Origin of the sequence: Flavobacterium panacagri (assembly GCF_030378165.1) — a bacterium.
In the GTDB taxonomy this organism is placed as follows: domain Bacteria; phylum Bacteroidota; class Bacteroidia; order Flavobacteriales; family Flavobacteriaceae; genus Flavobacterium; species Flavobacterium panacagri.
Genome location: NZ_CP119766.1, coordinates 3,800,609 through 3,826,466, shown reverse-complemented (window position 1 = coordinate 3,826,466; position 25,858 = coordinate 3,800,609). Strand labels below are relative to the sequence as shown.

Annotated in this window: 27 protein-coding genes; 14 read left to right on the top strand and 13 right to left on the bottom strand. The window is 32.0% G+C overall.

The features are described 5' to 3' along the window. Positions 1 to 4 precede the first annotated feature (4 nt). The 3 genes from gldF to dnaN all read left to right on the top strand — a co-directional run bounded on the left by gldF (position 5) and on the right by dnaN (position 3,641). Positions 5 to 730 (top strand): gliding motility-associated ABC transporter permease subunit GldF, encoded by a 726-nt coding sequence (gldF, locus tag P2W65_RS16780; RefSeq protein WP_179006252.1) that lies wholly within the window; start codon positions 5 to 7, stop codon positions 728 to 730. Continuing rightward, positions 730 to 2,415: a gliding motility-associated ABC transporter substrate-binding protein GldG gene (gene gldG, locus P2W65_RS16775; RefSeq protein ID WP_289659318.1), complete on the top strand. Its 1,686-nt coding sequence runs from the start codon at positions 730 to 732 to the stop codon at positions 2,413 to 2,415. The genes gldF and gldG overlap by 1 nt, the downstream gene beginning before the upstream one ends. A 107-nt stretch (positions 2,416 to 2,522) precedes the next feature. Continuing rightward, positions 2,523 to 3,641, top strand: coding sequence for a DNA polymerase III subunit beta (gene dnaN, locus P2W65_RS16770; protein WP_091498742.1), 1,119 nt, complete (start codon positions 2,523 to 2,525; stop codon positions 3,639 to 3,641). 481 nt (positions 3,642 to 4,122) lie between these two features. Here the strand turns inward: dnaN and P2W65_RS16765 are convergent, their stop codons facing one another. From P2W65_RS16765 to P2W65_RS16745, 5 genes are all read right to left on the bottom strand, one after another. Next, on the bottom strand, positions 4,123 to 4,965 hold the full coding sequence (locus P2W65_RS16765) for a DUF2911 domain-containing protein (RefSeq protein WP_289659315.1): 843 nt from the start codon (positions 4,963 to 4,965) through the stop codon (positions 4,123 to 4,125). 71 nt (positions 4,966 to 5,036) lie between these two features. Then, entirely contained in the window at positions 5,037 to 5,699 is a 663-nt protein-coding gene (locus P2W65_RS16760) for an HAD family hydrolase (RefSeq protein ID WP_289659313.1), read from the bottom strand. A 119-nt stretch (positions 5,700 to 5,818) separates the two neighbouring features. After that, entirely contained in the window at positions 5,819 to 6,532 is a 714-nt protein-coding gene (locus P2W65_RS16755; protein ID WP_289659311.1) for a tRNA threonylcarbamoyladenosine dehydratase, read from the bottom strand. A gap of 65 nt (positions 6,533 to 6,597) precedes the next feature. Further along, positions 6,598 to 7,239 (bottom strand): TatD family hydrolase, encoded by a 642-nt coding sequence (locus P2W65_RS16750; RefSeq protein WP_289659309.1) that lies wholly within the window; start codon positions 7,237 to 7,239, stop codon positions 6,598 to 6,600. Next, complete coding sequence (locus tag P2W65_RS16745) at positions 7,239 to 7,838, bottom strand: DUF1684 domain-containing protein (RefSeq protein ID WP_289659307.1); 600 nt, start codon at positions 7,836 to 7,838, stop codon at positions 7,239 to 7,241. Before P2W65_RS16745 ends, P2W65_RS16750 begins: the two co-directional genes overlap by 1 nt. A 99-nt stretch (positions 7,839 to 7,937) precedes the next feature. On the opposite strand from P2W65_RS16745, the gene P2W65_RS16740 reads away from it, so the two are divergent. The 8 genes from P2W65_RS16740 (at position 7,938) to P2W65_RS16705 (ending at position 16,284) form a co-directional block, all read left to right on the top strand. Further along, positions 7,938 to 9,155 (top strand): MDR family MFS transporter, encoded by a 1,218-nt coding sequence (locus P2W65_RS16740; protein WP_289659305.1) that lies wholly within the window; start codon positions 7,938 to 7,940, stop codon positions 9,153 to 9,155. Between the two features lie 165 nt (positions 9,156 to 9,320). Then, complete coding sequence (locus P2W65_RS16735; RefSeq protein WP_091498878.1) at positions 9,321 to 9,689, top strand: BlaI/MecI/CopY family transcriptional regulator; 369 nt, start codon at positions 9,321 to 9,323, stop codon at positions 9,687 to 9,689. Positions 9,690 to 9,695: 6 nt separating this feature from the next. Next, complete coding sequence (locus tag P2W65_RS16730; protein ID WP_289659301.1) at positions 9,696 to 11,363, top strand: M56 family metallopeptidase; 1,668 nt, start codon at positions 9,696 to 9,698, stop codon at positions 11,361 to 11,363. Between the two features lie 26 nt (positions 11,364 to 11,389). Further along, the gene (locus P2W65_RS16725) at positions 11,390 to 11,758 is read left to right on the top strand and encodes a BlaI/MecI/CopY family transcriptional regulator (RefSeq protein ID WP_008468912.1); all 369 of its coding nucleotides are present in this window, start codon (positions 11,390 to 11,392) and stop codon (positions 11,756 to 11,758) included. A gap of 10 nt (positions 11,759 to 11,768) precedes the next feature. After that, a complete protein-coding gene (locus tag P2W65_RS16720; RefSeq protein ID WP_289659289.1) occupies positions 11,769 to 13,634 on the top strand; it encodes a M56 family metallopeptidase in 1,866 nt (621 codons plus the stop codon). Between the two features lie 90 nt (positions 13,635 to 13,724). Continuing rightward, the gene (locus tag P2W65_RS16715; RefSeq protein WP_289659287.1) at positions 13,725 to 15,158 is read left to right on the top strand and encodes a serine hydrolase; all 1,434 of its coding nucleotides are present in this window, start codon (positions 13,725 to 13,727) and stop codon (positions 15,156 to 15,158) included. 81 nt (positions 15,159 to 15,239) lie between these two features. Further along, complete coding sequence (locus P2W65_RS16710) at positions 15,240 to 15,383, top strand: SsrA-binding protein (RefSeq protein ID WP_289659285.1); 144 nt, start codon at positions 15,240 to 15,242, stop codon at positions 15,381 to 15,383. A 55-nt stretch (positions 15,384 to 15,438) separates the two neighbouring features. Beyond that, positions 15,439 to 16,284 (top strand): EamA family transporter, encoded by an 846-nt coding sequence (locus P2W65_RS16705; protein ID WP_289659283.1) that lies wholly within the window; start codon positions 15,439 to 15,441, stop codon positions 16,282 to 16,284. Positions 16,285 to 16,339: 55 nt separating this feature from the next. Here the strand turns inward: P2W65_RS16705 and P2W65_RS16700 are convergent, their stop codons facing one another. Further along, positions 16,340 to 16,894: a fasciclin domain-containing protein gene (locus tag P2W65_RS16700; protein ID WP_289659281.1), complete on the bottom strand. Its 555-nt coding sequence runs from the start codon at positions 16,892 to 16,894 to the stop codon at positions 16,340 to 16,342. A 211-nt stretch (positions 16,895 to 17,105) separates the two neighbouring features. Between P2W65_RS16700 and P2W65_RS16695 the strand changes: the two genes are divergently transcribed. The 3 genes from P2W65_RS16695 to P2W65_RS16685 are packed head-to-tail and all read left to right on the top strand — an operon-like array spanning position 17,106 to position 18,731. Next, positions 17,106 to 17,645: an ExbD/TolR family protein gene (locus tag P2W65_RS16695; RefSeq protein WP_289659279.1), complete on the top strand. Its 540-nt coding sequence runs from the start codon at positions 17,106 to 17,108 to the stop codon at positions 17,643 to 17,645. 15 nt (positions 17,646 to 17,660) lie between these two features. After that, positions 17,661 to 18,191, top strand: coding sequence for an ExbD/TolR family protein (locus P2W65_RS16690; protein ID WP_289659277.1), 531 nt, complete (start codon positions 17,661 to 17,663; stop codon positions 18,189 to 18,191). 12 nt (positions 18,192 to 18,203) lie between these two features. Beyond that, positions 18,204 to 18,731 (top strand): ExbD/TolR family protein, encoded by a 528-nt coding sequence (locus P2W65_RS16685; RefSeq protein ID WP_289659275.1) that lies wholly within the window; start codon positions 18,204 to 18,206, stop codon positions 18,729 to 18,731. Positions 18,732 to 18,867: 136 nt separating this feature from the next. Here P2W65_RS16685 and rpsA read toward each other — a convergent pair whose 3' ends face one another. From rpsA to porQ, 7 genes are all read right to left on the bottom strand, one after another. Further along, on the bottom strand, positions 18,868 to 20,643 hold the full coding sequence (rpsA, locus tag P2W65_RS16680) for a 30S ribosomal protein S1 (RefSeq protein ID WP_012024823.1): 1,776 nt from the start codon (positions 20,641 to 20,643) through the stop codon (positions 18,868 to 18,870). Between the two features lie 394 nt (positions 20,644 to 21,037). Then, entirely contained in the window at positions 21,038 to 21,364 is a 327-nt protein-coding gene (locus P2W65_RS16675) for a helix-turn-helix domain-containing protein (protein WP_289659260.1), read from the bottom strand. A gap of 2 nt (positions 21,365 to 21,366) precedes the next feature. Beyond that, positions 21,367 to 21,705 carry a type II toxin-antitoxin system RelE/ParE family toxin gene (locus P2W65_RS16670; RefSeq protein WP_289659258.1) on the bottom strand — a complete coding sequence of 113 codons (339 nt, stop codon included), beginning with the start codon at positions 21,703 to 21,705 and terminating at the stop codon, positions 21,367 to 21,369. A gap of 130 nt (positions 21,706 to 21,835) precedes the next feature. Beyond that, positions 21,836 to 23,212, bottom strand: coding sequence for a nucleoside permease (locus P2W65_RS16665; protein ID WP_289659256.1), 1,377 nt, complete (start codon positions 23,210 to 23,212; stop codon positions 21,836 to 21,838). A 68-nt stretch (positions 23,213 to 23,280) separates the two neighbouring features. Next, positions 23,281 to 23,973 carry a (d)CMP kinase gene (gene cmk, locus P2W65_RS16660; RefSeq protein WP_289659254.1) on the bottom strand — a complete coding sequence of 231 codons (693 nt, stop codon included), beginning with the start codon at positions 23,971 to 23,973 and terminating at the stop codon, positions 23,281 to 23,283. Positions 23,974 to 24,015: 42 nt separating this feature from the next. Continuing rightward, complete coding sequence (locus P2W65_RS16655) at positions 24,016 to 24,624, bottom strand: murein L,D-transpeptidase catalytic domain-containing protein (protein WP_289659252.1); 609 nt, start codon at positions 24,622 to 24,624, stop codon at positions 24,016 to 24,018. 63 nt (positions 24,625 to 24,687) lie between these two features. Further along, positions 24,688 to 25,707: a type IX secretion system protein PorQ gene (gene porQ / locus P2W65_RS16650; RefSeq protein ID WP_289659250.1), complete on the bottom strand. Its 1,020-nt coding sequence runs from the start codon at positions 25,705 to 25,707 to the stop codon at positions 24,688 to 24,690. Between the last annotated feature and the right edge of the window lie 151 nt (positions 25,708 to 25,858).

Genomic DNA, 25,858 nt, shown 5'->3' with positions numbered 1-25,858 from the left:
ACAAATGAAATCAATCATTTTACGAGAAATAAAATCCTTTTTTGGTTCTCCAATCGGCTATTTGGTCATTGCTATTTTCTTAATCAGCAACGGACTATTTTTATGGGTATTTGAAGGAGATTACAACATACTAAACTCAGGTTACGCCGATTTAACTCCATTTTTCACTTTAGCACCCTGGATTTTAATATTCTTGATTCCAGCCGTAACGATGAGAAGTTTCTCTGACGAAAAAAAACAAGGAACTTTAGAGTTATTACTAACTAAACCTTTGTCAATCTGGGAAATTGTAAACGGTAAATTCTTCGGTTCATTTTTACTGATTATTTTAGCGATTATTCCAACTTTAATTTATGTTAAAGTAATTTCAGATTTAGGTTCGCCAGAAGGAAATATCGATATGGGAAGCACAATTGGCTCTTATTTCGGATTATTGTTTTTAATTGCTTCGTACTCTGCAATCGGAATCTTTACTTCTACCCTTTCAGAAAACCAGATTGTAGCTTTTATCCTTGCTGTTTTCTTGTGTTTCTTTCTTTATTTTGGCTTTGAAGGTTTGGCTTCATTATTTTCTGACTCAAACAGTTTGATCTCTATTTTAGGAATGCAAAATCACTTTAAAAGTATGAGCCGTGGTGTTATTGACACACGAGATGTAATTTATTTTTTAAGCATTACTATCGCTTTTCTATCTTTTACTGTTTATCAATTAAAATCTTTTAAAGCGTAATGAAAGCATCTACTAAGCAAAATTTAAAAACATTAGGCATCACTATACTTATTTTAGTGGTTTTAAATGTACTTGGAACTTTATTTTTTCAGCGTTTTGATTTAACGAAAGACAAACGTTATACATTATCTCCAACTTCGTTAGGAATTATCAAACAAGTTCAGAATCCGTTATCTATCAAGATTTATATGGCTGGCGAACTTCCTCCCGATTTTAGACGTTTACAGCAGGAAACCAAACAATTACTGGAAGAATTTCAGGCTTATAATAAAAATATAGTTTTCGAATTTGTTGATCCTTTAGAAAACGAAGAAGAAAGCGACGAACTGACAAAATCGCTTTTTCAAAAAGGCTTAACTCCTGTAAACATTACGGTTGATGACAAAGGAAAACAATCACAAGCAATGGTTTTTCCTTGGGCAATTGCAGTTTATAATGGCAAAGAAGTGAATATTCCGTTATTAAAAAATATAATGGGAGCTTCGACTACGCAAAAAGTAATTGGTTCTATTCAGCATTTAGAATATTCTATTGCAGATGCTATCAACAAAGTGACTAAAACCAAACAGAAAAAGGTTGCGATCATAAAAGGAAATGGCGAACTAAGAGAAAGACACATTGCGCAAATGCTGAAACAGATTCATGAAAGTTACCTAATTGGCCCTTTCACATTAGACTCCGTTGCTAAAAATCCGAATGCTACTTTAAGTGAATTGAAGAAATACGATTTAGCCATTGTTGCAAAACCAACTGAAAAATTCTCAGACGAAGAAAAAGAAGTTCTGGATCAGTTTATTATGAATGGTGGAAAAACACTTTGGTTAATTGATCAGGTTGCTGCCGATATGGATAGTTTGTACAATGATGCGGGCGCAACTTTAGCTTATCCGAGAGATTTAAATCTAAATGATATGTTCTTCAAATACGGATTTAGAATTAATCCTGATTTGATAAAAGATGAACAAGGAACACCAATAAAGCTGGCAACCGGCGAACAAGGAAGTGCAACACAATATCAGGATTTTGTATGGAAATTTGCGCCACAGGTTTTTCCAACAAGTCAGCATCCAATTGTAAAAAATCTGGGCGGAATCAAATTTGATTTTGCCAATCCGATTGATACGCTGAAAAACGGAATCAAAAAAACGGTTTTATTACAGTCTTCTCAATATTCCAAAACTATTGGTTCTCCGGCTGAAATCAGCCTTAATATGGTAACGGAGAAAACAACACCGCAGGATTATTTAAATAAAGGAAATCAGAATTTGGCTGTTTTATTAGAAGGAAACTTCCACTCTGCTTTTGAGAATAGAGTTTTACCTTTTAAAGACAATTCATTTACCGCAAAAGGAAAACCAAATAAAATGATTGTTGTTGCCGATGGGGATATTGCGAGAAACCAATTGGACAAAAACAGAATGCCCGTAGAATTAGGTTACGATCAACGAACAGGAAATCTTTATGACAATAAGGACTTTATTATGAATTGTATTAATTACCTCTTGGATGACACTGGACTTATTAACATTAGAAGTAAAGATGTCGAACTGCCTTTATTAGACAAAGAAAAAGTTTATGAAAGTTACAGCATAACCCAATTCATAACTATCGGAGTTCCAATTCTAATTTTATTGGTTTTCGGACTTGTTTTTACCTTTTTGAGAAAAAGAAGATACAGCAAGTAGATGTTAATAAAAAAATGTAATACTTTGGATAGTTTAAGATATATTTGTAATCCGTATATTTAGCCCTTTATTTGCTAAAGCATCCATCAAAAAATAAAATAAAACAGATGAAATTTATAGTATCGAGTTCGTACTTATTAAAACAATTACAAGTTTTAGGTAGTGTAATTAACAGTAACAATACGTTACCAATTTTAGACAACTTTTTATTTGAACTAAACAATAATGAGTTAACAGTTTCGGCTTCAGATCTTGAAACGACTATGTCGGCTACATTATCAATCGATTCTACAAGTAAAGGAAGTGTTGCTGTACCAGCGAAACTTTTGCTTGAAATTTTAAAAACTTTCCCTGAACAGCCATTAACTTTTACTGTTGAAGATAACAACACCGTAGAAATTAGCTCTAACTCAGGTAAATACGCATTAGCTTACGCAGCTGGGGAAGAATTTCCAAAAGCAGTAAGTCTTGAAGATCCATCTGTAACTTTAGTTCCTGCTGAAGTTTTAGCAACAGCGGTAAGTAAAACTATTTTTGCCGCAGGTAACGACGATTTACGTCCGGTAATGTCTGGAGTTTTCTTCCAGTTCTCACCAGAAGGATTAATTTTTGTTGCTACAGATGCTCATAAATTGGTAAAATATTCACGCACAGACGTAAAAGCTTCTCAGGTTGCTGATTTTATCATGCCTAAAAAACCTTTAAATATTTTAAAAAGTATTTTAGGTTCTTCTGATGCTGAAGTAAAAATTGAATACAACGATTCAAATGCGACTTTCTCATTTGATAATTATATCTTAATGTGTCGTTTAATCGACGGAAAATACCCAAATTACGAAGCGGTAATTCCAAAAGAAAATCCAAACAAATTAATGATTGACCGTTCTTTATTTTTAAGTTCTGTTAAACGTGTTGCGATTTTCTCTAATAAAACTACACACCAAATTCGTTTGAAAATTGCCGGAGCTGAATTAAACGTTTCTGCAGAAGATATTGATTACTCAAACAAAGCAGAAGAAAGATTGACTTGTGATTATCAAGGAGATGATCTTCAAATTGGTTTTAACTCTCGTTTCTTAACTGAAATGTTGACAAACTTACAATCTGACATGATTATGCTTGAAATGTCATTGCCAAACAGAGCTGGTATTTTAACGCCAGTTGATGGTTTAGAAGAAGGAGAAACTGTTACTATGTTAGTAATGCCTGTAATGTTAAATAGTTAACATTAAAGTTTCTTTCTGTTACAGGGATATTTTTTAGTTTTAAATAAAAGATATATCATTGTAAAAAAAAGATATCGCTATTAACCAACCATTTTTTATACCTAGAAACCGCAATTCCCATAAAGAGTTGCGGTTTTTTATTTGGCTGATTTTTGTTTCAGGTTTCAGGTTTCAGGTTTCAAGTTTTATGCTTTGTGTTTTTCTTATCGCAAAGCACACTAAGGTTACAAAGTTTTTTTTCTAACGCAAAGCTCGCAAAGGTTTTACGCAAAGTACGCTAAGGTTGTTTTTTTTTTTGAGATTCATTAAAATGAAATCTTCACAAAGCTTTATCTGCACAAAGCTTTGTGCTCTTAGCATTCTTAATGAAAATCTTAGCTTATTGCGTAAAACCTTTGCGAGCTTCGCGATAAAACAAAAAAAATTCCAAAACCCGAAAGCTTTGGAATTTTTAATTTTACAATTGAAAATTTAAAAACAATTATCTGCTCCACTCAGCGATACTGTCTTTATTCAATTTTACATAATCTGCATTGTTTGCTGCTTCGGCTGCTGCCAAAGATGCTTTTGCAGTTTCGATTGCTCCTTTTTTATCTCCTTGTTTTGCTTGAATCAAAGATTTTAATCTAGAAACATAATATGGTTTATCTGAACTCATATCAAGCGCTTTATCTACATAAGTTCTTGCTGTTTCAATATTTCCGTTAGCCTGAAATAAATATTGTGATGCAGCAAAATAGTCATTCCAAGTTGGACCAGCTAAAGCTTTATCAATACTTGCTGTAGCAATTTTTGCAGTTGGAACTTCAAATTTCAAAGCAACATGAGAGTTTTCCCAAGCCATTTCTAAATAACCAAAATTTGGATCTAAACCATTAATTCCTATTGTAAATGTCTCAACTGGAGTTGGCAAAGCATCTTCTTTTACAGTAGTTTTTAAAATCACATAATTTTCATTCCAGTTTTCTGGTAATCCCCAGTTATCTGTAGAAAGATAGAAAATAACGTCCCAGCTTTCAATTCTTGGCACAGTATAAATAGAGTATTTTCCTTTCTTTAATGTTTTTCCATCGATTACAACATCGTCACTAAAATTGATGATTGTATTTTCATTAGCTCCTGTTCTCCATAATTTTCCAAAAGGAACTAAATTTCCAAAAACAGCTCTTCCTCTTGCTCCTGGTCTTGAATAGGTAACTTCAACATCAGTTAAACCAACAGTTTGTTTAATATATCCTTTTGGACTCGCTTGCGGCGTTTTTACCTGTGCTTCTGATGCAAAAGGCGCTAAGATCAGTGCGAAAGCAATAAGTAGTTTTTTCATTCTTTTTACGTTTTTTATTTTATTCAAATTTACAAATTCAATTACCGAACAAATGTTAAATTTTACATAATTCAGGCTTGGATCTGTGATATTTTTTGCGCATTTAATTCATTAAAATGATCTATAACTAAGTCAGCTTCACTGTAATCTTGTAGATTCGAATGTTGGCTTCTGTAACCTACACAATAAATTCCAGCAGCTTTTGCTGCTTTTATTCCATTTGTACTGTCTTCGATTATAATACAATTTTCTTTTGGCGCAATAGATAACGATGCTGCATGATTAAATATTGCTGGATTTGGTTTTGACTGAGGGAAATCTTCACCGCTTACAATATCCGTAAAATATTGATGCAGATTAAATCTGGTAAAAACACGATCGATAGTTACTTTTGAAGCTGAAGAGGCCAAAATTAGTTGTATTCCGTTGTGGTATAAATCTTTTATCAGATCTTCTACTCCATCCAAAAGATATAAATCTTCTTTGGTGTCAAAAGCGTCATTGAAAATGCTTCGTTTTCTTTGGATCAAATCTTCAACTTCTTGTTCTACAGAAGGAAAATAGTCTTTTAATGCCTGAAATGTATTTCTGGTAGAAAATCCAGTAAAAGAAGTGTACATTTCTTCAGGTACTTCTATATTTAATTCTGAAAATTGTAAATAATAAGCATAACGATGAACGGGTTCTGTGTCAACAATAACACCATCCATATCAAAAATTACTGTTTTAATCATTTTTTTTTAAGTTTCTGAGATTCTGAGATACTAAGATTCTAAGTTCTTTTTCCTTTGACTTTTTAAAAGTTATTCTAAATACTAAGTAAAACTCTTAGAAACTAAGTCTCTTAGCGCCTTTATTTAGCAAGCAAATGTCTAATCACTGTTTCTGCGGCGTGTAAGCCAAATAACCCTGGCATATAACTGTTTGTTCCGTAGAAAGATTTTTTAAAGTTTTTTCCGTCGGTTAATTTTAAGCTTTTTTCATCTTGGATTTCAGAAGAAAAAACCACTTTTAGTTTATTGATTTTGGCTTCTTTTAAACGCTTGCGGATTGTTTTAGAAAAATAACAGTTGATTGTTTTCGAAATGTCCGTTACTTTTACTTTTGAAGCCAGCATTTTTCCACCAGCTCCCATACTGCTGATAATTTTTACTCTTTTGCGTTTAGCAGCAATAATTAAATTTAATTTGGGCGTGATACTGTCGATACAGTCTAAAACATAATCAAATTCTGGAGAAACAATTTCGAAAGCACGTTCTGGTGAAAGAAATTCTTGAACTCTTGTTAGATTCAATTCTGGATTAATATCCATTAAACGATCTCCGACAATTTTAATTTTTGGCTGTCCAACTGTTGAATGTAAAGCAGGTAATTGCCTGTTGATATTAGTGATATCTACAACGTCTCCATCTACAATTGTCATATTTCCTACTCCTGCTCTTGCTAAAAATTCTGCTGCAAAAGATCCAACTCCGCCTAATCCTACTACCAAAACATTAGATTTTTGCAACTTTTCTAATCCTTCTTTTGTAAATAAAAGCTCAGCTCTTTCTGTCCATTCTGCCATATAGTATTGTTTTGTTTTTTTTTTAAATTTGTTTTAAAATGGTTTCAAGTTTCAGGTTGATGAACTTAAAAAACACTTTTATAATTATTTGAAATGATTCTTTCTAATTCTTTATTGTTTATTTTTTTGTATTGTGAAGCAATCTCATAAACCTGTTGAATTGTTTCTTCCATTGTATCCGTTTCTAAGAAGAATCGCTCGTTTGGAATACTTTGAAAAACCGTTTTTAGATCTGGATTCTTCAATAAATATTTTCCAAAAGAAATATAAAATCCAGCTGTAATTAATTGCGACGCGACTTGTTTATTCTTTGAATAACCATGAATAACCATGGGAACTGAGATTTTCAATCTTTTCTTAATTTCAATCACTTCTTGAAAAGCGGCTACACAATGTACAACAACAGGTTTCTTGAATTTTTCAGCTAAAACTAATTGCTTTTCGAAAACAGAAATCTGCAAATCTAGCGATACTTCAATTCTTTTATCTAAACCGCATTCTCCTATTGCCAGACAATTTTCAGTTTGGAGTTTTTCTTCGATAATTTTTAAATCTTCATTTATTCGGCTTTCATCAATATACCACGGATGAATTCCGATGGAATAAAATGGAATTGAAGCATCAAAATCTTTTGGATATTGATTCACCAATTCTAAAACATTAGGCTGATTGGTAAACTGATGCGTATGAAAGTTGAAGTATTCCATTAATGAAATGTCTTTACGCCTGCTTTAATTTCGATTTTTAAATCATTTTCTAAAGGCACAAGCGGACAAGAATATTTATAATTGTAAGCACAATACGGATTATAAGCCTGATTAAAGTCGATAGCTATTGTATTTCCTTTAGGAATTTCTAAATCAATATAACGACCGCCAATATAACTTTGTTTCCCAGTCGTTAAATCAGAAAAAGGTAAAAAAAGATGATTTTTATATTTTTCCTGTACAATAAGATCCAAACTTTGGTAAACGGCAAGCTGAAAAGATTTTCCGTTTATTTTAAAATTTAGAGTTCCGTATTTTATATATTTTGGAGTACGAGTTCCGGAAGTCTTCATTTCAAAAACTTTTCCGCCTTTTGCTTTTACTAAAGTGGCATTTACAAAATAAGTGGCAGAAATAGGAAAAAAATCCAAACTCTTAAAAGTTTTCAAATCTTCATCCATTAACGGACTAGTCTTAGGATCAGCATATTCTGAATTTAGTTTCTTCTGGAATTTTTCGGCTTCACTTTTACTGAACTTTTGTTGGCTAAAGCCAATATTAAAAACCAACAATAAAAGCAGGGCGTTTACAGTTTTCATCTTAGAAATTTTATGCAAAAATAGTTCAAAAGTAACAAAACAACAACCACTTAACGAGACAAAGTTTACTAACTTTGTGACGATAATCTATCACACACAATGCTTAAAAACATTTTTACCAATTACATCAACAACTTTAGAGGATTTACAAGAGAAGTTTGGATTCTGGCTACCATTACATTCATCAACCGTGCAGGAACAATGGTACTTCCTTTTTTATCCAAATATTTAAAAGAAGATCTTCATTTTACATACAATCAGGTTGGATGGATTATGGTTGCATTTGGATTTGGATCTATGCTGGGTTCTTGGCTTGGCGGTAAACTTTCAGATAAAATTGGATTTTATAAAATCATGATTTTTAGCCTTTTTACTAGTGGGGTTTCACTTTTCTTTGTTCAATATATTACCACATTCTGGGCATTATGTGCTGCGATGTTTGTCTTGATGACAATTGCAGACATGTTTAGGCCGGCCATGTTCGTTTCTTTAGGTGCTTATGCCAAACCAGAAAATAGAACTCGTGCTTTGACACTTGTGCGTCTTGCAGTAAATTTAGGTTTTGCCGCAGGACCCGCTTTAGGAGGCTTGATTATTATGGGAATGGGGTATTCTGGTCTTTTTTGGGTTGATGGAGCTTCTTGCATCATCTCCATATCCATCTTTGCTTTATTAGTAAAGGAAAAGAAAAAAGCAGATCATGGCGATAAAATCGAAAGCGCAGTTGAAATAAAATCGGTTTTTCATGACAAGATTTTTTGGGTTTTCTTATTTGTAAGTTTCATAACAGCTATGATTTTCTTTCAATTATTTACCACTTTACCTTTGTATCATAATGAGAAATTTGGTTTAAGCGAATTCCAAACAGGTTTATTAATGACGCTCAACGGTCTTTTAATTTTTAGTCTAGAAATGCCTACAGTCGGTTTTTTAGAAAGAAAAGCTTATCCGAAAATCAGAATTATTATTGTGGGCTCTTTTATCATGGCACTGAGTTTCTTTTTATTATTAATTAATTTCTGGGCGGGAATATTAGTTGTGAGCATGGTTTGTATTTCTATTGGCGAAGTTTTAACCTTTCCCTTTTCGAATGCTTTTGCTCTCAGCCGTGCGCCACGCGGACAAGAAGGCCGATATATGGCGCTTTATACTATGAGTTTCAGTCTGGCTCATATTATTAGTTCTAAATTAGGCTTTGAAATTATTACTCGTTTTGGTTATCAAATCAACTGGTTATTTATGGCTTGCATTGGTGTCATAGCAACTGGATGTTGTATTTGGATTAAGAACACTTTAATTACCCAAAAAACTTCTTAGCAATTTTTAACTTTTTAAACTACTAGAATTCAATTTATTACATTTAAATTTGAATCAATTTGTAGCGTCTTAAATTCAACCTTAACTTAATTTTTAGTTAAATAACTATTTTTGTAGTTGCGTAACTAAAAAAATAGTTGTAGGTTTGAATTAAAATTAGAGAAGATGCAGAAGTTAACCAACAAAGAAGAAGAAATTATGATGATTTTATGGAAGCTTAAAAAAGCTTTTGTAAAAGAAATTCAAGCAGAGATAACGGAAGACCAGCCACATTACAACACATTATCTACTATTGTGCGTAATTTGGAAGAAAAAGGATATGTATCGCATAATGCCTTTGGAAATACACATCAATACTTTCCTGTTGTAAAAATAGAAGACTACAGAAAAGGATTTATGAAAACAGCAATTGATAATTACTTTAACAGCTCGTATAAAAGTATGGTTTCATTTTTTGCTAAAGAAGAAAAAATTTCTGCCGACGAATTGCGTGAAATTTTATCAATGATCGAAAATAAGGACAAAGAAAAATAATTTTCTATGGAAGCAGTTTTCATTTATATCGCCAAATCAGCTGTTTTAATGCTTTTGTTTTATTGCGTTTATTTTTTCCTGTTGCGCAGAGAAACTTTTTTTAACAGCAACAGATGGTTCTTGCTGTCTGGTTTGATTATCTCATCAATTTTACCATTATTGAGTTACACAAAGGTTATATGGATTGAGGCTATTCCTGACTTAAATACTAATATCCAATCAGCATTACTATCAGCTCCGGAAAAGCAAAGTTCAGACATTAATTGGAGTTTTATAATTTTAGGACTATACGTAATTGGCTTTCTTATTTTTCTTTTAAAATTGGCAGTTGACTTTTACAGTTTAAACTCTATCATAAAAGGAAAAAAAGTAAAACAGCAGGCAGATTTTAAATTCATAGATACTGCAGAAAACATTGCGCCTTTCTCCTACTTCGAATATATTGTTTACAACTCATCATTGTACACACCCACTGAATTAGAGAATATTATTGAACATGAAAAAGTTCATAGCGATCAAAATCATACTGTAGATGTATTAATTTCAAGGTTTTTCAGTATTATCTTTTGGTTTAATCCTATTGTTTGGCTTTTCAAAAAAGCAATTACTCAAAATCTAGAATTTATAGCAGATAGAGAAGCTTCTAAAAAATTAGCAGACAAAAAAGTGTATCAATACACACTTTTAAAAATAACAACACATGAAAATTGTGTTGCCATCACCAATCATTTTTATCAATCATTAATCAAAAAACGAATCGTCATGTTAAACAAAAATCAATCAAAAAAGAGGAATTCATGGAAGTATTATGTTGTAATTCCAGCACTTGCTGCTTTTGTTTTATTATTTCAAATCGAAGTAATAGCTAAAGAGAGACCACAAATTGTAAATGAAAATGAATCAAACATCAAATCTGTCGATGTTTATAAAATTCGTAAAAACTCAACAGATGCAGAATTGAACGAAATCAAAAATAATTTACAAAAGAATCATAATATAAAATTTGAAGCTTCTGATGTTAGGAGAAATTCTTCTGATGAATTAACGTCAATTGTAGTGGATGTTAAAAAAGGAAAACAGCGCGCAAAATCGGTACAATCTTCAGATAAAGCTATAAATGAATTTGGAGTTCTTGTTATCACTTATAAAAATGGAGATAAAAAAATCGGAATTCAAACAATAAATGATTCAAATAATAAAGAATCAAAAGTTGCCGTAAGTAAAGGCATCACATCTGTGAATGTAAATGCTGATAAAAAAAATGATGCTAATTTATCATCTTCAGATTCACAAATTATCATTACTAACAATCCAAACTCTAAAACCAATACCAATGTTAACATTAATTCTTTTACTAGTACAAAAACTGACACTGATACTAATACAAATATTAGCACTGTTGTAACTACAGATTCAGACAATAAAACAGGTACTAAAATAACTATTGTTGGAGAAAAAAGTAATATTGCGTTTTCAAACTCTGCAAAAAAAAATAAAGCTGAAGGATCCCCACTTGTAATTATTGATGGAGAAGAAATGCCTGCTAATTATGACCTAAAAGGAATCGATCCGAAAAATATTGAAACAATTAATGTTTATAAAGGAGAAAACGCCATTAGCAGATACGGAGAGAAAGGTTCTAATGGAGTTATAGAAATCGAAAGTAAAAGATAAACCTTTTTAATATTAAAACCTTGAAAATGCAAAAACTAACCAATAAAGAAGAAGAAATCATGCACATTTTATGGAAGCTTAAAAAAGCTTTTGTAAAAGAAATTCAAGCAGAGATTCTAGAAGACCAGCCGCATTACAATACTTTGTCTACCATAGTTCGTAATCTGGAAGAGAAAGGTTATGTTGCGCACAATGCTTTTGGAAACACACATCAATATTATCCAGCGGTAAGTATTGAAGATTACCGAAAAGGTTTCATGAGTACAGCAATTGACAACTATTTTAATAGTTCTTACAAAAGCATGGTTTCTTTTTTTGCTAAAGAAGAGAAAATTTCTGCAGACGAATTACGCGAAATCTTAGATATGATCGAAAATCCAAAAGAAGGCAAATAATCAATATATTATGGAAGCACTTTTCATTTTTATACTAAAATCAAGCGGGTTATTAACAATGTTTTACTTCGCTTACATCATTTTATTACGCAAAGAAACTTTTTTTAACAGCAGTCGATGGTTTCTAATTGCTGGTTTGATTACTTCTATTGTATTGCCTTTTGTGGTTTATACAAAAGTAGTCTGGATTCAGCCAGCACCAGTTGTTCCTGAGCCAGTTTTTGCAAAAACAGCTGTTGAATCTACTCCGGTTAATATTCCTGTTAGTACTCATGATGTAACTTCATACGAACCTCAATCTATTTCTACTATAATGGAAGAAGAAAAAGGTTTCGAAGTCAATTGGAATTTGGTTTTAATCGCTGTTTATGGTATTGGTTTTAGTGCTTTTATGCTAAAATTTCTACTTGATTTTTACAGCTTAAACTCTGTTTTAAAAGGAAAAAAAATCAAACAGCAGGAAGATTTTAAATTTATAGATGTAAATGAAAACATAGCGCCGTTTTCTTATTTCGATTATATAGTGTACAACTCATCACTTTACACTTCGGCGGAATTAGAAAATATTTTGGAACACGAAAAAGTACATAGCGATCAAAAGCATACTGTAGATGTTTTAATTTCGAGAATCTTCTGTATCCTATTTTGGTTTAATCCAATTGTGTGGCTTTATAAAAAAGCAATTCTACAGAATCTAGAATTTATTGCTGACAGTGAAGCTTCCAAAAAAATATCGGACAAAAAAGCCTATCAATACACCCTTTTAAAAATCACAACGCATGAAACATGTGTTGCAATCACCAATCATTTTTATCAATCATTAATCAAAAAACGAATTGTTATGTTAAACAAAAATCAATCAAAGAAAATGAATTACTGGAAATATTATGCCGTAGTTCCTGCTCTTGGCGCCTTTATTCTTTTATTTCAGATAAAAACGATTGCACAAGAGAAAAAACAAGATTTAGCTGTTGTTCAAAAAGACACCGTTAAAGACGCGCTAGAGGTAATTAAAATTACAAAAAACACTACTGATCAGGAATTACAAGCGTTAAAAACAAAATTAAAATCAGATCATAATCTTGATGTTGAAGTATCTGATATAAAAAGAAATTCTGAAAAAGAATTAACTGCTATTCAAATCCAGACAAAATCTGATTCTGGAAAAAAACAAACTATTAAAATTGATGGCAACAAAGCTATTAAAGACTGTGAGCTTGCAATTGGAACCGATGAAAACGGAACAAAAGCTATTGTAATTAATACTGATAAAAATTTCAAAGCGCCTATGATGATCAGAAACGAAAGAGTTATTGTTCGTAATTTTGGCGATTCAGACGTTACACCTCCTACTCCGCCTACGCCACCAGTTTTTCCTTCTGGAGCACTGCCTGCAGCACCAGCAGTAGATATGTCTAAAATGCCTAAGCCTCCTGTTGCTCCAAAAAACCCTATGGATAAAGTAGCAATGCAGAAGTTTGAAAAAGAAATGGAAGAATTTGGAAAGAAAATGGAAAAGTTTCAGCCAAACATAGATGCGATGTCTGCTTACGGTGATGCTGTTAGTGATATTATGTCTAAACGTGAAGCAATTTTCGAAAAAGAAATGGAAAAATATGAGATTGCAATGGAAAAATTCAATGAAAAAATGGAGAAATTCAATTACAATTTCAAATTTAACTTTACAGATGATTCTCAGCAATACCAAAATAACATGAAGCAATATGAGCAAGACATGAAACAATATGAACTTGACATGAAACAGCATGAAAAAGATATGAAGCAGCACGAGAAAGACATGAAACAACATGCAAAAGATATGAAACAGCATGAAAAAGACATGAAAGCTTGGGAAAAAGAAAACAAAAAAGCTTAGTATCCTTAACTCACAATTGATAAGAACCAGTGCTATTAAACACTGGTTTTTCTATATAAAAACTTTTTTTTAATCTCTAAATAGTAGAAAATGAAAATAAAACTTTCAATCCTTTTTCTATTTTTTACCTTTTTAATTTTAGCACAGCAAAATAAAGCTGCAAAAGACATTTTCATTTCAATGGACAAAACAGCTTCGCTTTTAATGAATAAATCAAAGGCAAATTCTATTTCAATTGGTGTAGTAAAAAATGGAAAAACTTACACTCGCCACTATGGCGAAATAGATAAGGGAAAAGAAAATCCAGCAACAAACAATACTGTCTTCGAAGTAGCTTCAATTACCAAACTATTTACAGGATTGCTTACAGCTCAAGCCGTATTGGAAGGAAAATTAAATCCAGATGACGATATTAGAAAATACATTACAGGTTCTTATCCTAATCTAGAATATAAAGGAATACCAATAACCATTAAAGATTTAGTATCCTTTAGAACAGGTTTTGAAAAAGATCTTCCAGATACTGCTGAATTAAGAAAAAACAGAAACGACAGCAGTTACTTGGCTTTCAAAAAAATCGATGAATCATATACGCGCGAAAATTTCTTTGAAGATCTTAAAACAATGAAATTGGATACCCTGCCTGGAACAAAATTCAAATACAGCAACGGAAGTCTTAATTTGACAGCTCACATTTTAGAAAATGTATATCAGAAAAGTTATGAAGTACTTTTAAAAGAAAACATATTTTCCAAATTAGATATGAAATCAACTGGAATAAATCTAAATCCAGAAATTAATGTTGCAAATGGTTATAATATAAAAGGTGTTTTAATGCCTTCCATTTCAGACCGTCTTTGGGGCGCAGCAGGAAGATTAAAATCTAATTTAAGTGATCTTACTAAATTTATTACTTATGAATTGAATACAAAAAATAAAATCGTTCAAGAATCACAGCAAAATCTTTTAAACAGCCCAACAACATGGAATGGGTATTTTTGGGATTACATTCAGGTTGATGAAAATGGAAAAAACTGCTGGAAACATGGAGGTGCTTTTGGCACACAAAATATGTTTGTCGTTTATCCTGAAAGACAATTAGGCTTTTCTATTATAGTAAATATAAGTGATGAAAATACAGCCAATGCTTTAGGAGAAGCCGTTATCAGATTATCAAGTGATTTATTAAGTAAAAATAAAAAACAATCTGGCATATATGGTTATAAAATAATCGATGATAATGTTGTTTTTACTTATGTGCATGACAAAACATTGAATTCGGATTTAGTCAAAAGCGTTTCTGTTGCAGGTTCATTTGATAATTGGAATCCAAATGATGAAAATTTTCAAATGATTCGAAAAAACAAAAATACTTTTGAATTAACAATTCCAAAATCAAAATTTGCAAAAGACAAAACGCATTTCTTCAAATTTGTCATTAACAAAACCGGCTGGATGGAAGCTCCTAAAAATGTTATTAATAGAGAAACAGAAGGTGATCAAAACCTAATTCTTAAGATCTAAAATTTTCACTCATTTATACCTCAAAAGACTTTGTTTCAAACACACAGTCTTTTTTTATATCTTTGCCCAAACAAATCTACTATGTATAAATTCTTAGCCAAGCTCAATAAAATACTATTGCCTAGTTTTACCAAACAAGGATTAGACATTGCTAAAGCAAAAAAATGGCAGATGGCAATTATTGGATATCGCGCTTATGTTACCAAACGTGCGTTAGGCAATTAATTACAGATACTTTTAGTTTATTAAGCAGGAATCGTTTCTTTCCTGCCAGTGATTTATGAAAAATAGAGAAATAAACCTCCCTCCCGTTCCTGCAGTATTACTTGCAATTATTAGTGTTCAATGTGGTGCAGCAATTGCTAAAACATTATTTCCAGCTATTGGAGCTGCGGGCACAGCATCCCTTCGTATTGGCATTTCAGCTTTAATTTTATTATTAGCTTATAGACCAAATTTAAAAACTATTACTCCTGCACAATGGAAAATTGTGATTCCATATGGTTTGTCATTAGGTGCAATGAACTTGATATTTTATTTTGCCATCGAAAGAATTCCAATTGGATTGGCCGTTACACTCGAATTTGTTGGGCCTTTATTGTTGGCAATCACAGGTTCCAAACGCTTAATTGATTATTGCTGGGTACTTCTTGCCGCGATTGGAATATTATTGATTGCTCCCTGGACAAATGACCGCCTAGATTCTATAGGGATTTTGTTTGCGCTTTTAGCTGGAGGCTTTTGGACAGCGTATATAGTTTTAGGAGGTAAAATATCAAAAATTATGAACGGAGGTCAAGCGGTTTCAACTGGAATGCTGTTTGCTGCAATATTAATTCTGCCATTTGGCTTTCTCGAAAACGGATTGGCGAATCTAACTCCTAAGTTTTTCGGAATGGGAATCGCTTTGGCACTTTTATCCAGTGCAATTCCATTTACTTTAGAAATGAAAGCTTTAGGACAGCTTCCTCCACGAACTTTTAGTATTTTGATGAGCTTAGAACCTGCTGCTGCTTCTATTTGTGCTTTTATATTTCTACAAGAAAAACTAAATATTTACGAGATTTTGGCTGTAGTTTGTGTAGTAATTGCATCTACAGGAAGTACTTTGACGGCTAAAAGATAAAAGCTCAGAATTTTTTCTGAGCTTTTACAAATGTTAGCTTTGTTTTTGATATAATTTATTTCTTAGGCAATAACACAGCATCTACTACATGAATGACACCATTTGACTGATTTACATCGGCAATTGTTACTTTTGATTTTCCACCTTTTTCATCTGTGATATACAAATTCTTGCCTTCCATCCAAGCTGTTAAAGTACCGCCATTTACAGCTTTTATAGTTGTTTTACCTTTTCCAGCTTTTATAGCTTTTGCAATATCCGCTGCGCTCCATTTACCAGCAACTACGTGATAAGTTAAAATATTCTGAAGCATTTTTTTGTTTTCAGGTTTTAGCAGTGTTTCAACTGTTCCTTTCGGTAATTTATCAAAAGCTTCGTTTGTTGGAGCAAAAACTGTAAAAGGGCCTTTTCCTTTTAACGTTTCCACTAAATCCGCTGCTTTTACTGCCGCTACTAATGTTGTATGATCTTTTGAGTTAACTGCATTTTCAATAATATTTTTGTTTGGATACATGGCTGCTCCACCCACCATTACTGTTTTTTGAGCGAATGATGCAAATCCGAATGCTAAAGCTAAAATTACTGTAGCTAAAATTTTTGTAGTTTTCATAATTAATTTTTTAAGTTATAAAGTCATTTACGCTCTTATACTTGTTTTGGTTTTAAGCAAACAGAAATTTAAAATTAAAAATGACTTCAAAATTCTTAAATCACCAGTAAATTCAAGCTTTAAAAGATTATAATATTTTTTATTAAAATTATAAAAACACTTAAAAAAATTATTATTTTTATTATCAACTTCTAACCTAAAACCTAACATCATGAAAAACCTACCTCAAAAAGTACGAAGCAAAAAACTTAGTTCAAAAGTCGATTTAACAGCAATGGTCAGCGTTTCTTTTTTACTGATAATATTTTTTATGGTTGTTGGAGAGTTGGCTAAACCCAAAATTATCGATTTGAGTTTACCTCAAAAATATGATGATGAAATATGGAGGGATGTTATCACATGCGGTCATATTGATCCAAATCGGATTGTAACTGTTTTACTAGACGATAATAATAAAATAATTACGTATTCAGGTCTTTTCTTTAGTCCTATAAAAGAACCAACAAAAGTAGGTTATGGCAATAATGGAATTCGTAAAATATTATTTGAAAGAAGTAATTTAATTCGAGAATATTCAGCAGCAATGGGAAGACCAAAATATGGTCCCATCGTAATTATAAAACCAAGCAAAAAAAGCAATTTTAAGAACTTAGTCGATATTTTAGATGAAATGGCTATTGGAAAAATTGATACTTATACAATTGTAAATGAATTTACTCCAGAAGAGACACAATTATTAGCTTCTAATTAATAAATTAACTTGTTTATGAAAAACCTCCCACAAAAAGTAAGAAGTAAAAAACTTAGTTCACGAGTCGATTTAACCGCAATGGTCAGCGTTTCTTTTCTGCTGATTATATTCTTTATGGTTGTTGGGGAATTGTCGAAGCCAAAAACTATGGATTTTAGTCTACCTAATTATGACAATGAAGAGCGCTTTATGGGTTGCGTGCTTCATGATGAAAATCGTACTCTAACACTTTTACTTGATAATGACAACCAAATAATCACTTATTCAGGGTTATTATTTTATCCAATTGAAGGTCCAAAAAAAGTGCAATATGGGAAAAGCGGAATTAGGAAAGAATTATTAGAAAGAAATAAAAAAGTCTTGCAATATTCTGCTCAAAGAGGAAAACCAGGACGTGGAATTACAGTTATTATTAAGCCAAGTAAAAAATCAAATTATGGTAATTTAGTAGATATTTTGGATGAAATGGAAATTACAAATATAGATTCTTACGTGATTGTTCCCGAATTTACTCCAGAAGAATCAAAATTATTAGCGTCAAATTAATAACTAAACCTTATGAAAAATCTACCTCAAAAAGTCAGAAGTAAAAAACTAAGTTCAAGAGTTGATTTAACTGCTATGGTCAGCGTTTCTTTTTTGTTGATTATATTTTTTATGGTTGTTGGTGAATTATCGAAACCAAAAGTTATAGATTTAAGTTTACCTGACAATGGTGATATTATATGTGGGCCAATTGCTTGTGTTGATCCTAATAGAATTTACACAATACTTTTAGATGATAAAGACAGAATAGTTACTTATTCAGGCTTACTTGAAGATTCTTCAGTCAATCCAAAAGAAATTATTTATGGTCAGAATGGAATTCGAAAAGAATTATTCGTCAAAAAAAGAGTAATTTTAGAATATTCCACATCGATGGGTAAACCAAAAAATGGTCCAATTGTAATTATTAAACCAAGTAAAAATTCTAATTTTAAAAATTTAGTTGATATTCTCGACGAAATGGCTATTGTTAAAATTGATACTTATGCTATAGTACCAGAATTTACTCCAGAAGAAAATAAATTACTTGCTTTAAAATAAAGGAAATCCTTTTCTTCAAATAGGTTCCGCTCGAACTGACAAACTTGAAACTTGAAACCAAGAAAACCTGAAACAAAAAAGCATAAAAAAAGCCCTACATTACTGTAGGGCTTTCTATTTATAAAAAAGCTAAGAATTATTTTTTCTCAGTTTTTTCCATTTTAGCTTTTAAAGCAGCTAATACATCATTGTTGTCACCTAAAGTCGCAGCTGGTGCGTTTGTAGATGCAGATGCAGTAGTTTCAGCAGCAGCTTTCACGTTTTTCTCTTCTTCTTCTCTGAAGATAGCAGTGTGAGAAGCAACTACTCTTTTGAATTCTTTGTTGAATTCAATTACTTTGAAATCAGCTGTATCACCTTTTTTCAATTTCTTTCCGTCTTCTTTTTCAAGGTGACGAGTAGGAATGAAAGCAACGATATCATCTCCGAATTCTACAGTAGCTCCTTTGTCAACGATTTCAGAAATCTCACCGTTGTGGATAGTTCCTACAGCGAAAGAATCTTCGTATTGATCCCAAGGATTAGCAGTAGTTTGTTTGTGACCTAAAGATAATTTACGTCCTTCAACATCTAATTCTAATACTACAACATCAAGTTTTTCACCAACGTTTACAAACTCAGATGGGTGTTTGATTTTCTTAGTCCAAGAAAGGTCAGAAATGTAGATTAATCCATCAATTCCTTCTTCTAATTCTACGAAAATACCAAAGTTTGTGAAGTTTCTAACGATACCTGTATGTTTAGAACCTACTGGGTATTTAGAAGTAATGTCAGTCCATGGATCTTGAGTCAATTGTTTGATACCTAATGACATCTTACGATCTTCTCTGTCAAGAGTTAAGATAACTGCTTCAACAACATCTCCAACTTTCACGAAGTCCTGAGCAGAACGTAAGTGAGTTGACCATGACATTTCAGAAACGTGGATTAAACCTTCAACACCTTCAGCAACTTCGATAAATGCACCGTAATCAGCGATTACAACTACTTTACCTTTTACTTTGTCACCAACAGTTAAGTTAGCATCTAAAGCATCCCATGGGTGAGCGTTTAATTGTTTCAATCCTAATTGAATTCTTGTTTTCTCATCATCGAAATCAAGGATTACAACGTTTAATTTTTGGTCTAATTCAAGAACTTCACTTGGGTGGTTGATTCTACTCCAAGAAAGGTCAGTAATGTGAATTAATCCGTCAACACCACCTAAGTCAATGAACACACCATAAGAAGTAATGTTTTTAACAACACCTTCTAATACTTGTCCTTTTTGTAATTGACCGATGATTTCTTTTTTCTGTACTTCAATATCAGCCTCGATAAGCGCTTTATGAGATACAACTACGTTTTTGAATTCGTGGTTAATTTTTACCACTTTGAATTCCATCATTTTGTTTACATATACATCGTAGTCTCTAATTGGCTTAACGTCAATTTGAGATCCAGGTAAGAACGCTTCGATACCGAATACGTCAACAATCATACCTCCTTTAGTTCTGCATTTAACAAAACCGTTAACGATTTCTCCAGTTTCATTAGCTGCAATAACTCTATCCCAAGATTTGATAGTACGTGCTTTTCTGTGAGATAATACTAATTGACCTGTTTTATCCTCACGGATGTCGATTAATACTTCAACTTTGTCACCTACTTTTAAATTTGGGTTGTAACGAAATTCGTTTAAAGAAATAACACCTTCAGATTTAGCATTGATATCAACGATAACGTCTCTATCTGTAATTCTAACTACAACTCCTTCAACTACTTCTTCTTGATCTGTAGCGATGAAAGTTTTTGATACTAGTTCCTCAAACTCTTGCAAGTTTTTTTCATCTACTGCATCGATTCCTTCTTGGAAATTGTGCCAGTTAAAATTTGCTAAAAACTCTTCTTGTGATTTTGTTTGTTCAGACATGCTGATAAAAAAATTTGTATTCTGTTTTTCTCGAGTTTCTCTATGCGATAGAAAATACAGAAGTTGTTTTACATAAATGGTTGATACCTAAAGGAAACTCTTCTCTGCCAAAAGGTTTGCAAAATTACTACAAATATTTGGACTTACAAAATATTTTCAGACTGATTATCAGTGATTTTGTTAAGGAGCAACGAATTTCCGTTTTTTTATCACCTTTAGTCCCGCTATCCGCTCCAATCTTTTGTGTCTCGTTAAAGAAACGAGTCACAAAAGGATTTCCACTTCTATCGGGGCTAGGCTAGAACTTTTACTTTTTCATAAGTTCCTCAATGAAACAAACCTGATAGGTTTAAAATGCATCAGGTTAAATATGCAAAACCATCTTTTATAAGGTTTAGGAAACCTGCAAACTCTGATTTTCAATTTTTACATTAAAACTAATTTCAGCTTTTAAAGCTTTAAAAACTTTCATTACAGTATCAATTGTAGCACTATTAGCGCTACTTTCTAATTTAGAAATCTGAGCCTTTTTTACACCAATTAATTCTCCTAACTGTTCCTGAGTAAGATTTCTTTCTTTTCTCGCTGTTTTTATCATTTTCCCTAACAAGTCCATACTAAGTTCATACTCATATTGGTCTCTTTCAGGTGTCCCAATTTTACCAATAACTTCATCTTTCATTTCAGAAAGTGAATACGATTTTATTTCATTTTTGCCCATAGTTATTTCATTTTACTTTCAAAATACTTTAATTTGATTCTATTTGCTCTATCGATTTCATTTGAAGGAACTTTATCTACTTTCTTAATAAAACCATGAGTTGCAAAAACTAAAGTTTGTTTGTTATCTGATTTATCCCAAAAAGCTAAAAGTCTAATTTGATTTCCTGCATATCTAATTCTAAATTCCCAAATATCATTCTTAAGCTTTTTAAACAACCTTGGATCAAGGTTCTTTTCTGCTGAATCGATATTATACAGAAGTTTAGCACTTACTTTTTTATCCAATTGTAATATAAATTCTCTCGCTTCTTCTAAAAACTTTGTTTCAAAATATTTCATCAAACTTCAGTATAACAAAAATACCACAAAAGTTTCTAAATTTAGAAACTTTTGTGGTATTTTATATTTTAATTAAATTATTTCTATTCGCTTATTAGACCATCTTTTGTCTAAGAATCAAAATTTTATTTTAATGACTTAAATCCTCAATCTCTTTTGGATCATGTTTGTGTTTAAACAAAACAGCAAAAGCAATCGCAATCACCAAAGCATAAAGCGCAAACGAAAGCCAAATAGTATGCCAGTCTTTCATTAAAACCGGATTTGTAAAAGCGCCTTCTGTAGAAATTGAATTTCCTTGGCTCTTTACAAATTCTACCATCTTTTCATTTGAAGCGTCTGTTTGTAAAAATCCTGCCAACTCAGTTGTATTAGTAAATGATTTTGTAAAGAAACGGTCGATTGCCCATCCAGAAGTTAAACTTCCTAAAACGGCTCCTACTCCATTGGTCATCATCATAAATAAACCTTGCGCAGAAGAACGAATTTTAGAATCGGTATTACTTTCTACAAATAAAGAACCGGAAATATTAAAGAAATCGAACGCCATTCCGTATACAATACAAGACAAAATAATCATCCATAAACCACCAACAGGATCTCCAAAAGCAAATAACCCAAAACGAAGAACCCAAGCCAGCATACTGATTAACATTACTTGTTTGATTCCAAAACGTCTTAAGAAAAATGGAATTGCTAAAATAAACAAGGTTTCAGAAACCTGAGAAATCGACATAATAATAGTCGAATATTTGATTACGAAAGAATCTGCATATTTAGGAAAATGTTTAAATTCATCTAAAAACACATCTCCATAAGCATTTGTCAGCTGTAGTGCTCCTCCTAAAAACATAGAAAAAACAAAAAACAAAGCCATTTTATAGTTTCCAAACAACTTAAATGACTCTAATCCTAAAGTCTCAATCCAAGTTGCATTTTCTTTAATCAAACGCTGTGGTTCACATTTTGGCAATGTAAAAGCGTAGATTCCTAAGATTAAAGCCCCTGCTCCAGCAATATAAAACTGATATTCTGTTGCTTTACTGCCGCTTAAATTTGTAATCCACATCGCAACAATAAAACCAATTGTTCCCCAAACACGGATTGGCGGAAAGTCTTTTACAATATTTTTATTGTTTAATTTAAGCGAAGTATAAGAAATAGAATTACTTAAAGCAATTGTCGGCATATAACAGCACATCGCCAAAAGCATTACTATAATAAAAGTATCAGGAGTTGAAACTTGAGCTATTCCAAACAAAACAACTGCATAAAGGATATGAAGGACTCCATACAATTTTTCAGCGTTAATCCATCTGTCAGCAATAATACCTGTAAGTGTAGGCATAAAAAGAGAAGCGATTCCCATGGTTCCAAAAACCAGTCCGAACTGAGTTCCTTCCCAGTTTTTTGTACCAAACCAATAATTTCCAATTGTTATAAGCCAAGCTCCCCAAACAAAAAATTGCAGAAAGCTCATTAAAATCAATCTATTTTTAATACCCATATAGTATAATTTGTCTTTAGTAAAAATGAAGCGGTAAAACTACCATTAAAAATAATATCTGCAAAAAATTATGCTGTTTTAACAATATCATTCACTAATTCTAAAACAGCATCAAACTGCTCTTCTTTATTTAAGTAAGAATTATCTATCTCAATAGCATCGTCGGCAATTACCAAAGGTGAATCTTCTCTGCTTGTGTCTAAATTATCTCTATCTACAACATTTTTAAGAACTTCTTCATAGGTTACGCTATCTCCTTTTGCTTGCAATTCATCAAAACGCCTCTGCGCACGCGTTTCTGCACTGGCAGTCATAAAGATTTTAAGTTCGGCATCAGGAAAAACAACTGTTCCTATATCTCTTCCATCCATAACGATGCCTTTATTTTTACCCATTTCCTGTTGTTGTTCTACTAATTTTGAACGAACTTCTGAAACAGTTGCAACTTTGCTTACAAAGTTAGAAACCTCAATTGTTCTAATTTGTTTCTCTACATTTTCACCATTCAAATACATTTCAGCAAAACCTAAATCGGCATTAAACTTAAACTCTAATTGAATTTTAGGCAATGCGCTAACCAAGACATCTTTATCAAAAAAATCAGTCCCAATTAAATTATGCTGCATAGCAAAAAAAGCTACCGCTCTATACATAGCTCCAGTATCTACATATACATACTCTAATTTTTTTGCCAGTTGTTTTGCTAAGGTACTTTTACCTGTTGATGAAAATCCATCGATAGCAATAGTGATCTTTTTCAATTCTTTATTTTTTAATTTTTATTCTTTTAAAGTTCCAAAATTCTAATAATAAATACTCATTACAATTTCCGATTTAGAACTATCAATAATTTTTGCCAGTCTATCAAAATACTTTTTATTTACCATGGGACAGCCTTGGCTATTGCAAATGTAACCATCTTTCTCTTTATACGGAACATCATAATAGTAATGAAAAACAATATCTCTTTTAAAAGCATTATTGTTTGTATCATCTAATCCATAAAGTTTGTACGCTTTTCCAAACTTTCCCATATAATGATTTCCTATTGAATATTGGCCTAATGAAGTACTAAATGAATTCGGTATGTTGCTGAATTTTAATTTTCCTTTGATTCCTGTTTCCGAACCAGAACCATGAGCAACCAAACCTTGATCTAGTATTTTATTTGTTTTCAAATCATAAACAAAAAATCGATTTTTGCCTGATGGAATTTTCATGTCAATCAAAAAAGCAATCTCTTTATTGTATTTTGAATTACTTTCCGTAATTCTTTTGATTTCTGAAACTTGAGATTCAACTCTTTCTGATTCTTCAGAGGAAAGAAAGGCAATGTTTTGTTCATTATCAATAAAAAAGTATACAGCAAAAGCTGCAACAATAAAAAAGCAAATAAGTAGTATTTTTTTCATTTGAAATTTGAAAAAACTGTTGAATAATTAATTGACGTAATTATTACTCTTTTTAAAATGTTATTATTGAAAATTTAAAATTAAGCCGAAAAGACTTGTATTAGCCGCCAATGTATATCTAGAATAGGAATAATTAAATCGCAATTTATTTATCTTCAACCCAAATCCTAATGAAACTCCCGAGAAATTACGTTGATCGTTAACTCTTAATTCTTCTCCTCTTCTAAAATTATATCCGACACGTAAATTAAAGGCTCTTTTCGGAAAAAGTTCTACTCCAAAAGCAACGTGTCTTAATGCATTATTAAAAAATGAAACTTTCTCTGCGCTTGTTGAACCATCAATATTGGTTTCTCCTCGATTAGGGTTCGAGAAAGAGATATTCCATTGCTGTAAATTTTCTAATGTAAGATGCCAGCGAATAGGTACATGTTCTAATTCCTGCGAAATACCAGCAACAATTTCAAAAGGCAGATTTTCTTTTATTCCAGAGTAAGTGGTGAACTGTGTTCCAATGTTGCGAAACACCAAACCAAAATTAATATCATTTCTTTCGTCTACATACAAGGCTCCTAAATCGACAGCTCCACCAATAGAATTATAACTTTCTAGCGAAGATGTTATCAGCTTAGCATTTGCGCCGAGATACAAACTTGTATAAGGAACGTTGTACGCATACCCTACGGTAAGTGCACCTTCGCTTCCTGTGAAATTAGAAGTCGCTTGTCCGTTTTCATCATACCCTTCAAAAGAGCCGTAATTGATGTAACTTACACCTGCATAAAGTGTTTGCACGTGCCTATCATAAGTATAGGCGTATGAAGCGGTTCCATAAGAAGCTTCTCCGTAATAGCTCCCATAATTCATAGCCAAATGATTGTCCATATCTGCATTTATAAGGGCTGGATTAGACATGGCCTGATTGACATCTTCATCATATATAGTAATAACATCTCCACCGAGTGAAGCCTGTCTTGGCGAAGTTGTCAAATTCAAAAATTGATAGGTGTAACGTCCTCCAACTTGTCCGAACGAAGTCGAACAAATCAGCAACATAAAAAATAAAACGATCTGTTTAAACATGTCTTTTGGAACGCTCCTATTTGTGAATAACGCAGCTACAAATATAAAATTATATAACAGCAAAAATGAAAATAAACGCTAAATAAATTTCAATAAAAAAATCCAAATTCCAATAGTAAAATTGAAATTTGGATTTTAAGAATTAAATAAT

Coding starts and splice junctions, on each gene's coding strand:
- gldF (WP_179006252.1), top strand. CDS start 5: ATGAAATCAATCATTTTACGAGAAATAAAATCCTTTTTTGGTTCTCCA.
- gldG (WP_289659318.1), top strand. CDS start 730: ATGAAAGCATCTACTAAGCAAAATTTAAAAACATTAGGCATCACTATA.
- dnaN (WP_091498742.1), top strand. CDS start 2,523: ATGAAATTTATAGTATCGAGTTCGTACTTATTAAAACAATTACAAGTT.
- P2W65_RS16765 (WP_289659315.1), bottom strand. CDS start 4,965: ATGAAAAAACTACTTATTGCTTTCGCACTGATCTTAGCGCCTTTTGCA.
- P2W65_RS16760 (WP_289659313.1), bottom strand. CDS start 5,699: ATGATTAAAACAGTAATTTTTGATATGGATGGTGTTATTGTTGACACA.
- P2W65_RS16755 (WP_289659311.1), bottom strand. CDS start 6,532: ATGGCAGAATGGACAGAAAGAGCTGAGCTTTTATTTACAAAAGAAGGA.
- P2W65_RS16750 (WP_289659309.1), bottom strand. CDS start 7,239: ATGGAATACTTCAACTTTCATACGCATCAGTTTACCAATCAGCCTAAT.
- P2W65_RS16745 (WP_289659307.1), bottom strand. CDS start 7,838: ATGAAAACTGTAAACGCCCTGCTTTTATTGTTGGTTTTTAATATTGGC.
- P2W65_RS16740 (WP_289659305.1), top strand. CDS start 7,938: ATGCTTAAAAACATTTTTACCAATTACATCAACAACTTTAGAGGATTT.
- P2W65_RS16735 (WP_091498878.1), top strand. CDS start 9,321: ATGCAGAAGTTAACCAACAAAGAAGAAGAAATTATGATGATTTTATGG.
- P2W65_RS16730 (WP_289659301.1), top strand. CDS start 9,696: ATGGAAGCAGTTTTCATTTATATCGCCAAATCAGCTGTTTTAATGCTT.
- P2W65_RS16725 (WP_008468912.1), top strand. CDS start 11,390: ATGCAAAAACTAACCAATAAAGAAGAAGAAATCATGCACATTTTATGG.
- P2W65_RS16720 (WP_289659289.1), top strand. CDS start 11,769: ATGGAAGCACTTTTCATTTTTATACTAAAATCAAGCGGGTTATTAACA.
- P2W65_RS16715 (WP_289659287.1), top strand. CDS start 13,725: ATGAAAATAAAACTTTCAATCCTTTTTCTATTTTTTACCTTTTTAATT.
- P2W65_RS16710 (WP_289659285.1), top strand. CDS start 15,240: ATGTATAAATTCTTAGCCAAGCTCAATAAAATACTATTGCCTAGTTTT.
- P2W65_RS16705 (WP_289659283.1), top strand. CDS start 15,439: ATGAAAAATAGAGAAATAAACCTCCCTCCCGTTCCTGCAGTATTACTT.
- P2W65_RS16700 (WP_289659281.1), bottom strand. CDS start 16,894: ATGAAAACTACAAAAATTTTAGCTACAGTAATTTTAGCTTTAGCATTC.
- P2W65_RS16695 (WP_289659279.1), top strand. CDS start 17,106: ATGAAAAACCTACCTCAAAAAGTACGAAGCAAAAAACTTAGTTCAAAA.
- P2W65_RS16690 (WP_289659277.1), top strand. CDS start 17,661: ATGAAAAACCTCCCACAAAAAGTAAGAAGTAAAAAACTTAGTTCACGA.
- P2W65_RS16685 (WP_289659275.1), top strand. CDS start 18,204: ATGAAAAATCTACCTCAAAAAGTCAGAAGTAAAAAACTAAGTTCAAGA.
- rpsA (WP_012024823.1), bottom strand. CDS start 20,643: ATGTCTGAACAAACAAAATCACAAGAAGAGTTTTTAGCAAATTTTAAC.
- P2W65_RS16675 (WP_289659260.1), bottom strand. CDS start 21,364: ATGGGCAAAAATGAAATAAAATCGTATTCACTTTCTGAAATGAAAGAT.
- P2W65_RS16670 (WP_289659258.1), bottom strand. CDS start 21,705: ATGAAATATTTTGAAACAAAGTTTTTAGAAGAAGCGAGAGAATTTATA.
- P2W65_RS16665 (WP_289659256.1), bottom strand. CDS start 23,212: ATGGGTATTAAAAATAGATTGATTTTAATGAGCTTTCTGCAATTTTTT.
- P2W65_RS16655 (WP_289659252.1), bottom strand. CDS start 24,624: ATGAAAAAAATACTACTTATTTGCTTTTTTATTGTTGCAGCTTTTGCT.
- porQ (WP_289659250.1), bottom strand. CDS start 25,707: ATGTTTAAACAGATCGTTTTATTTTTTATGTTGCTGATTTGTTCGACT.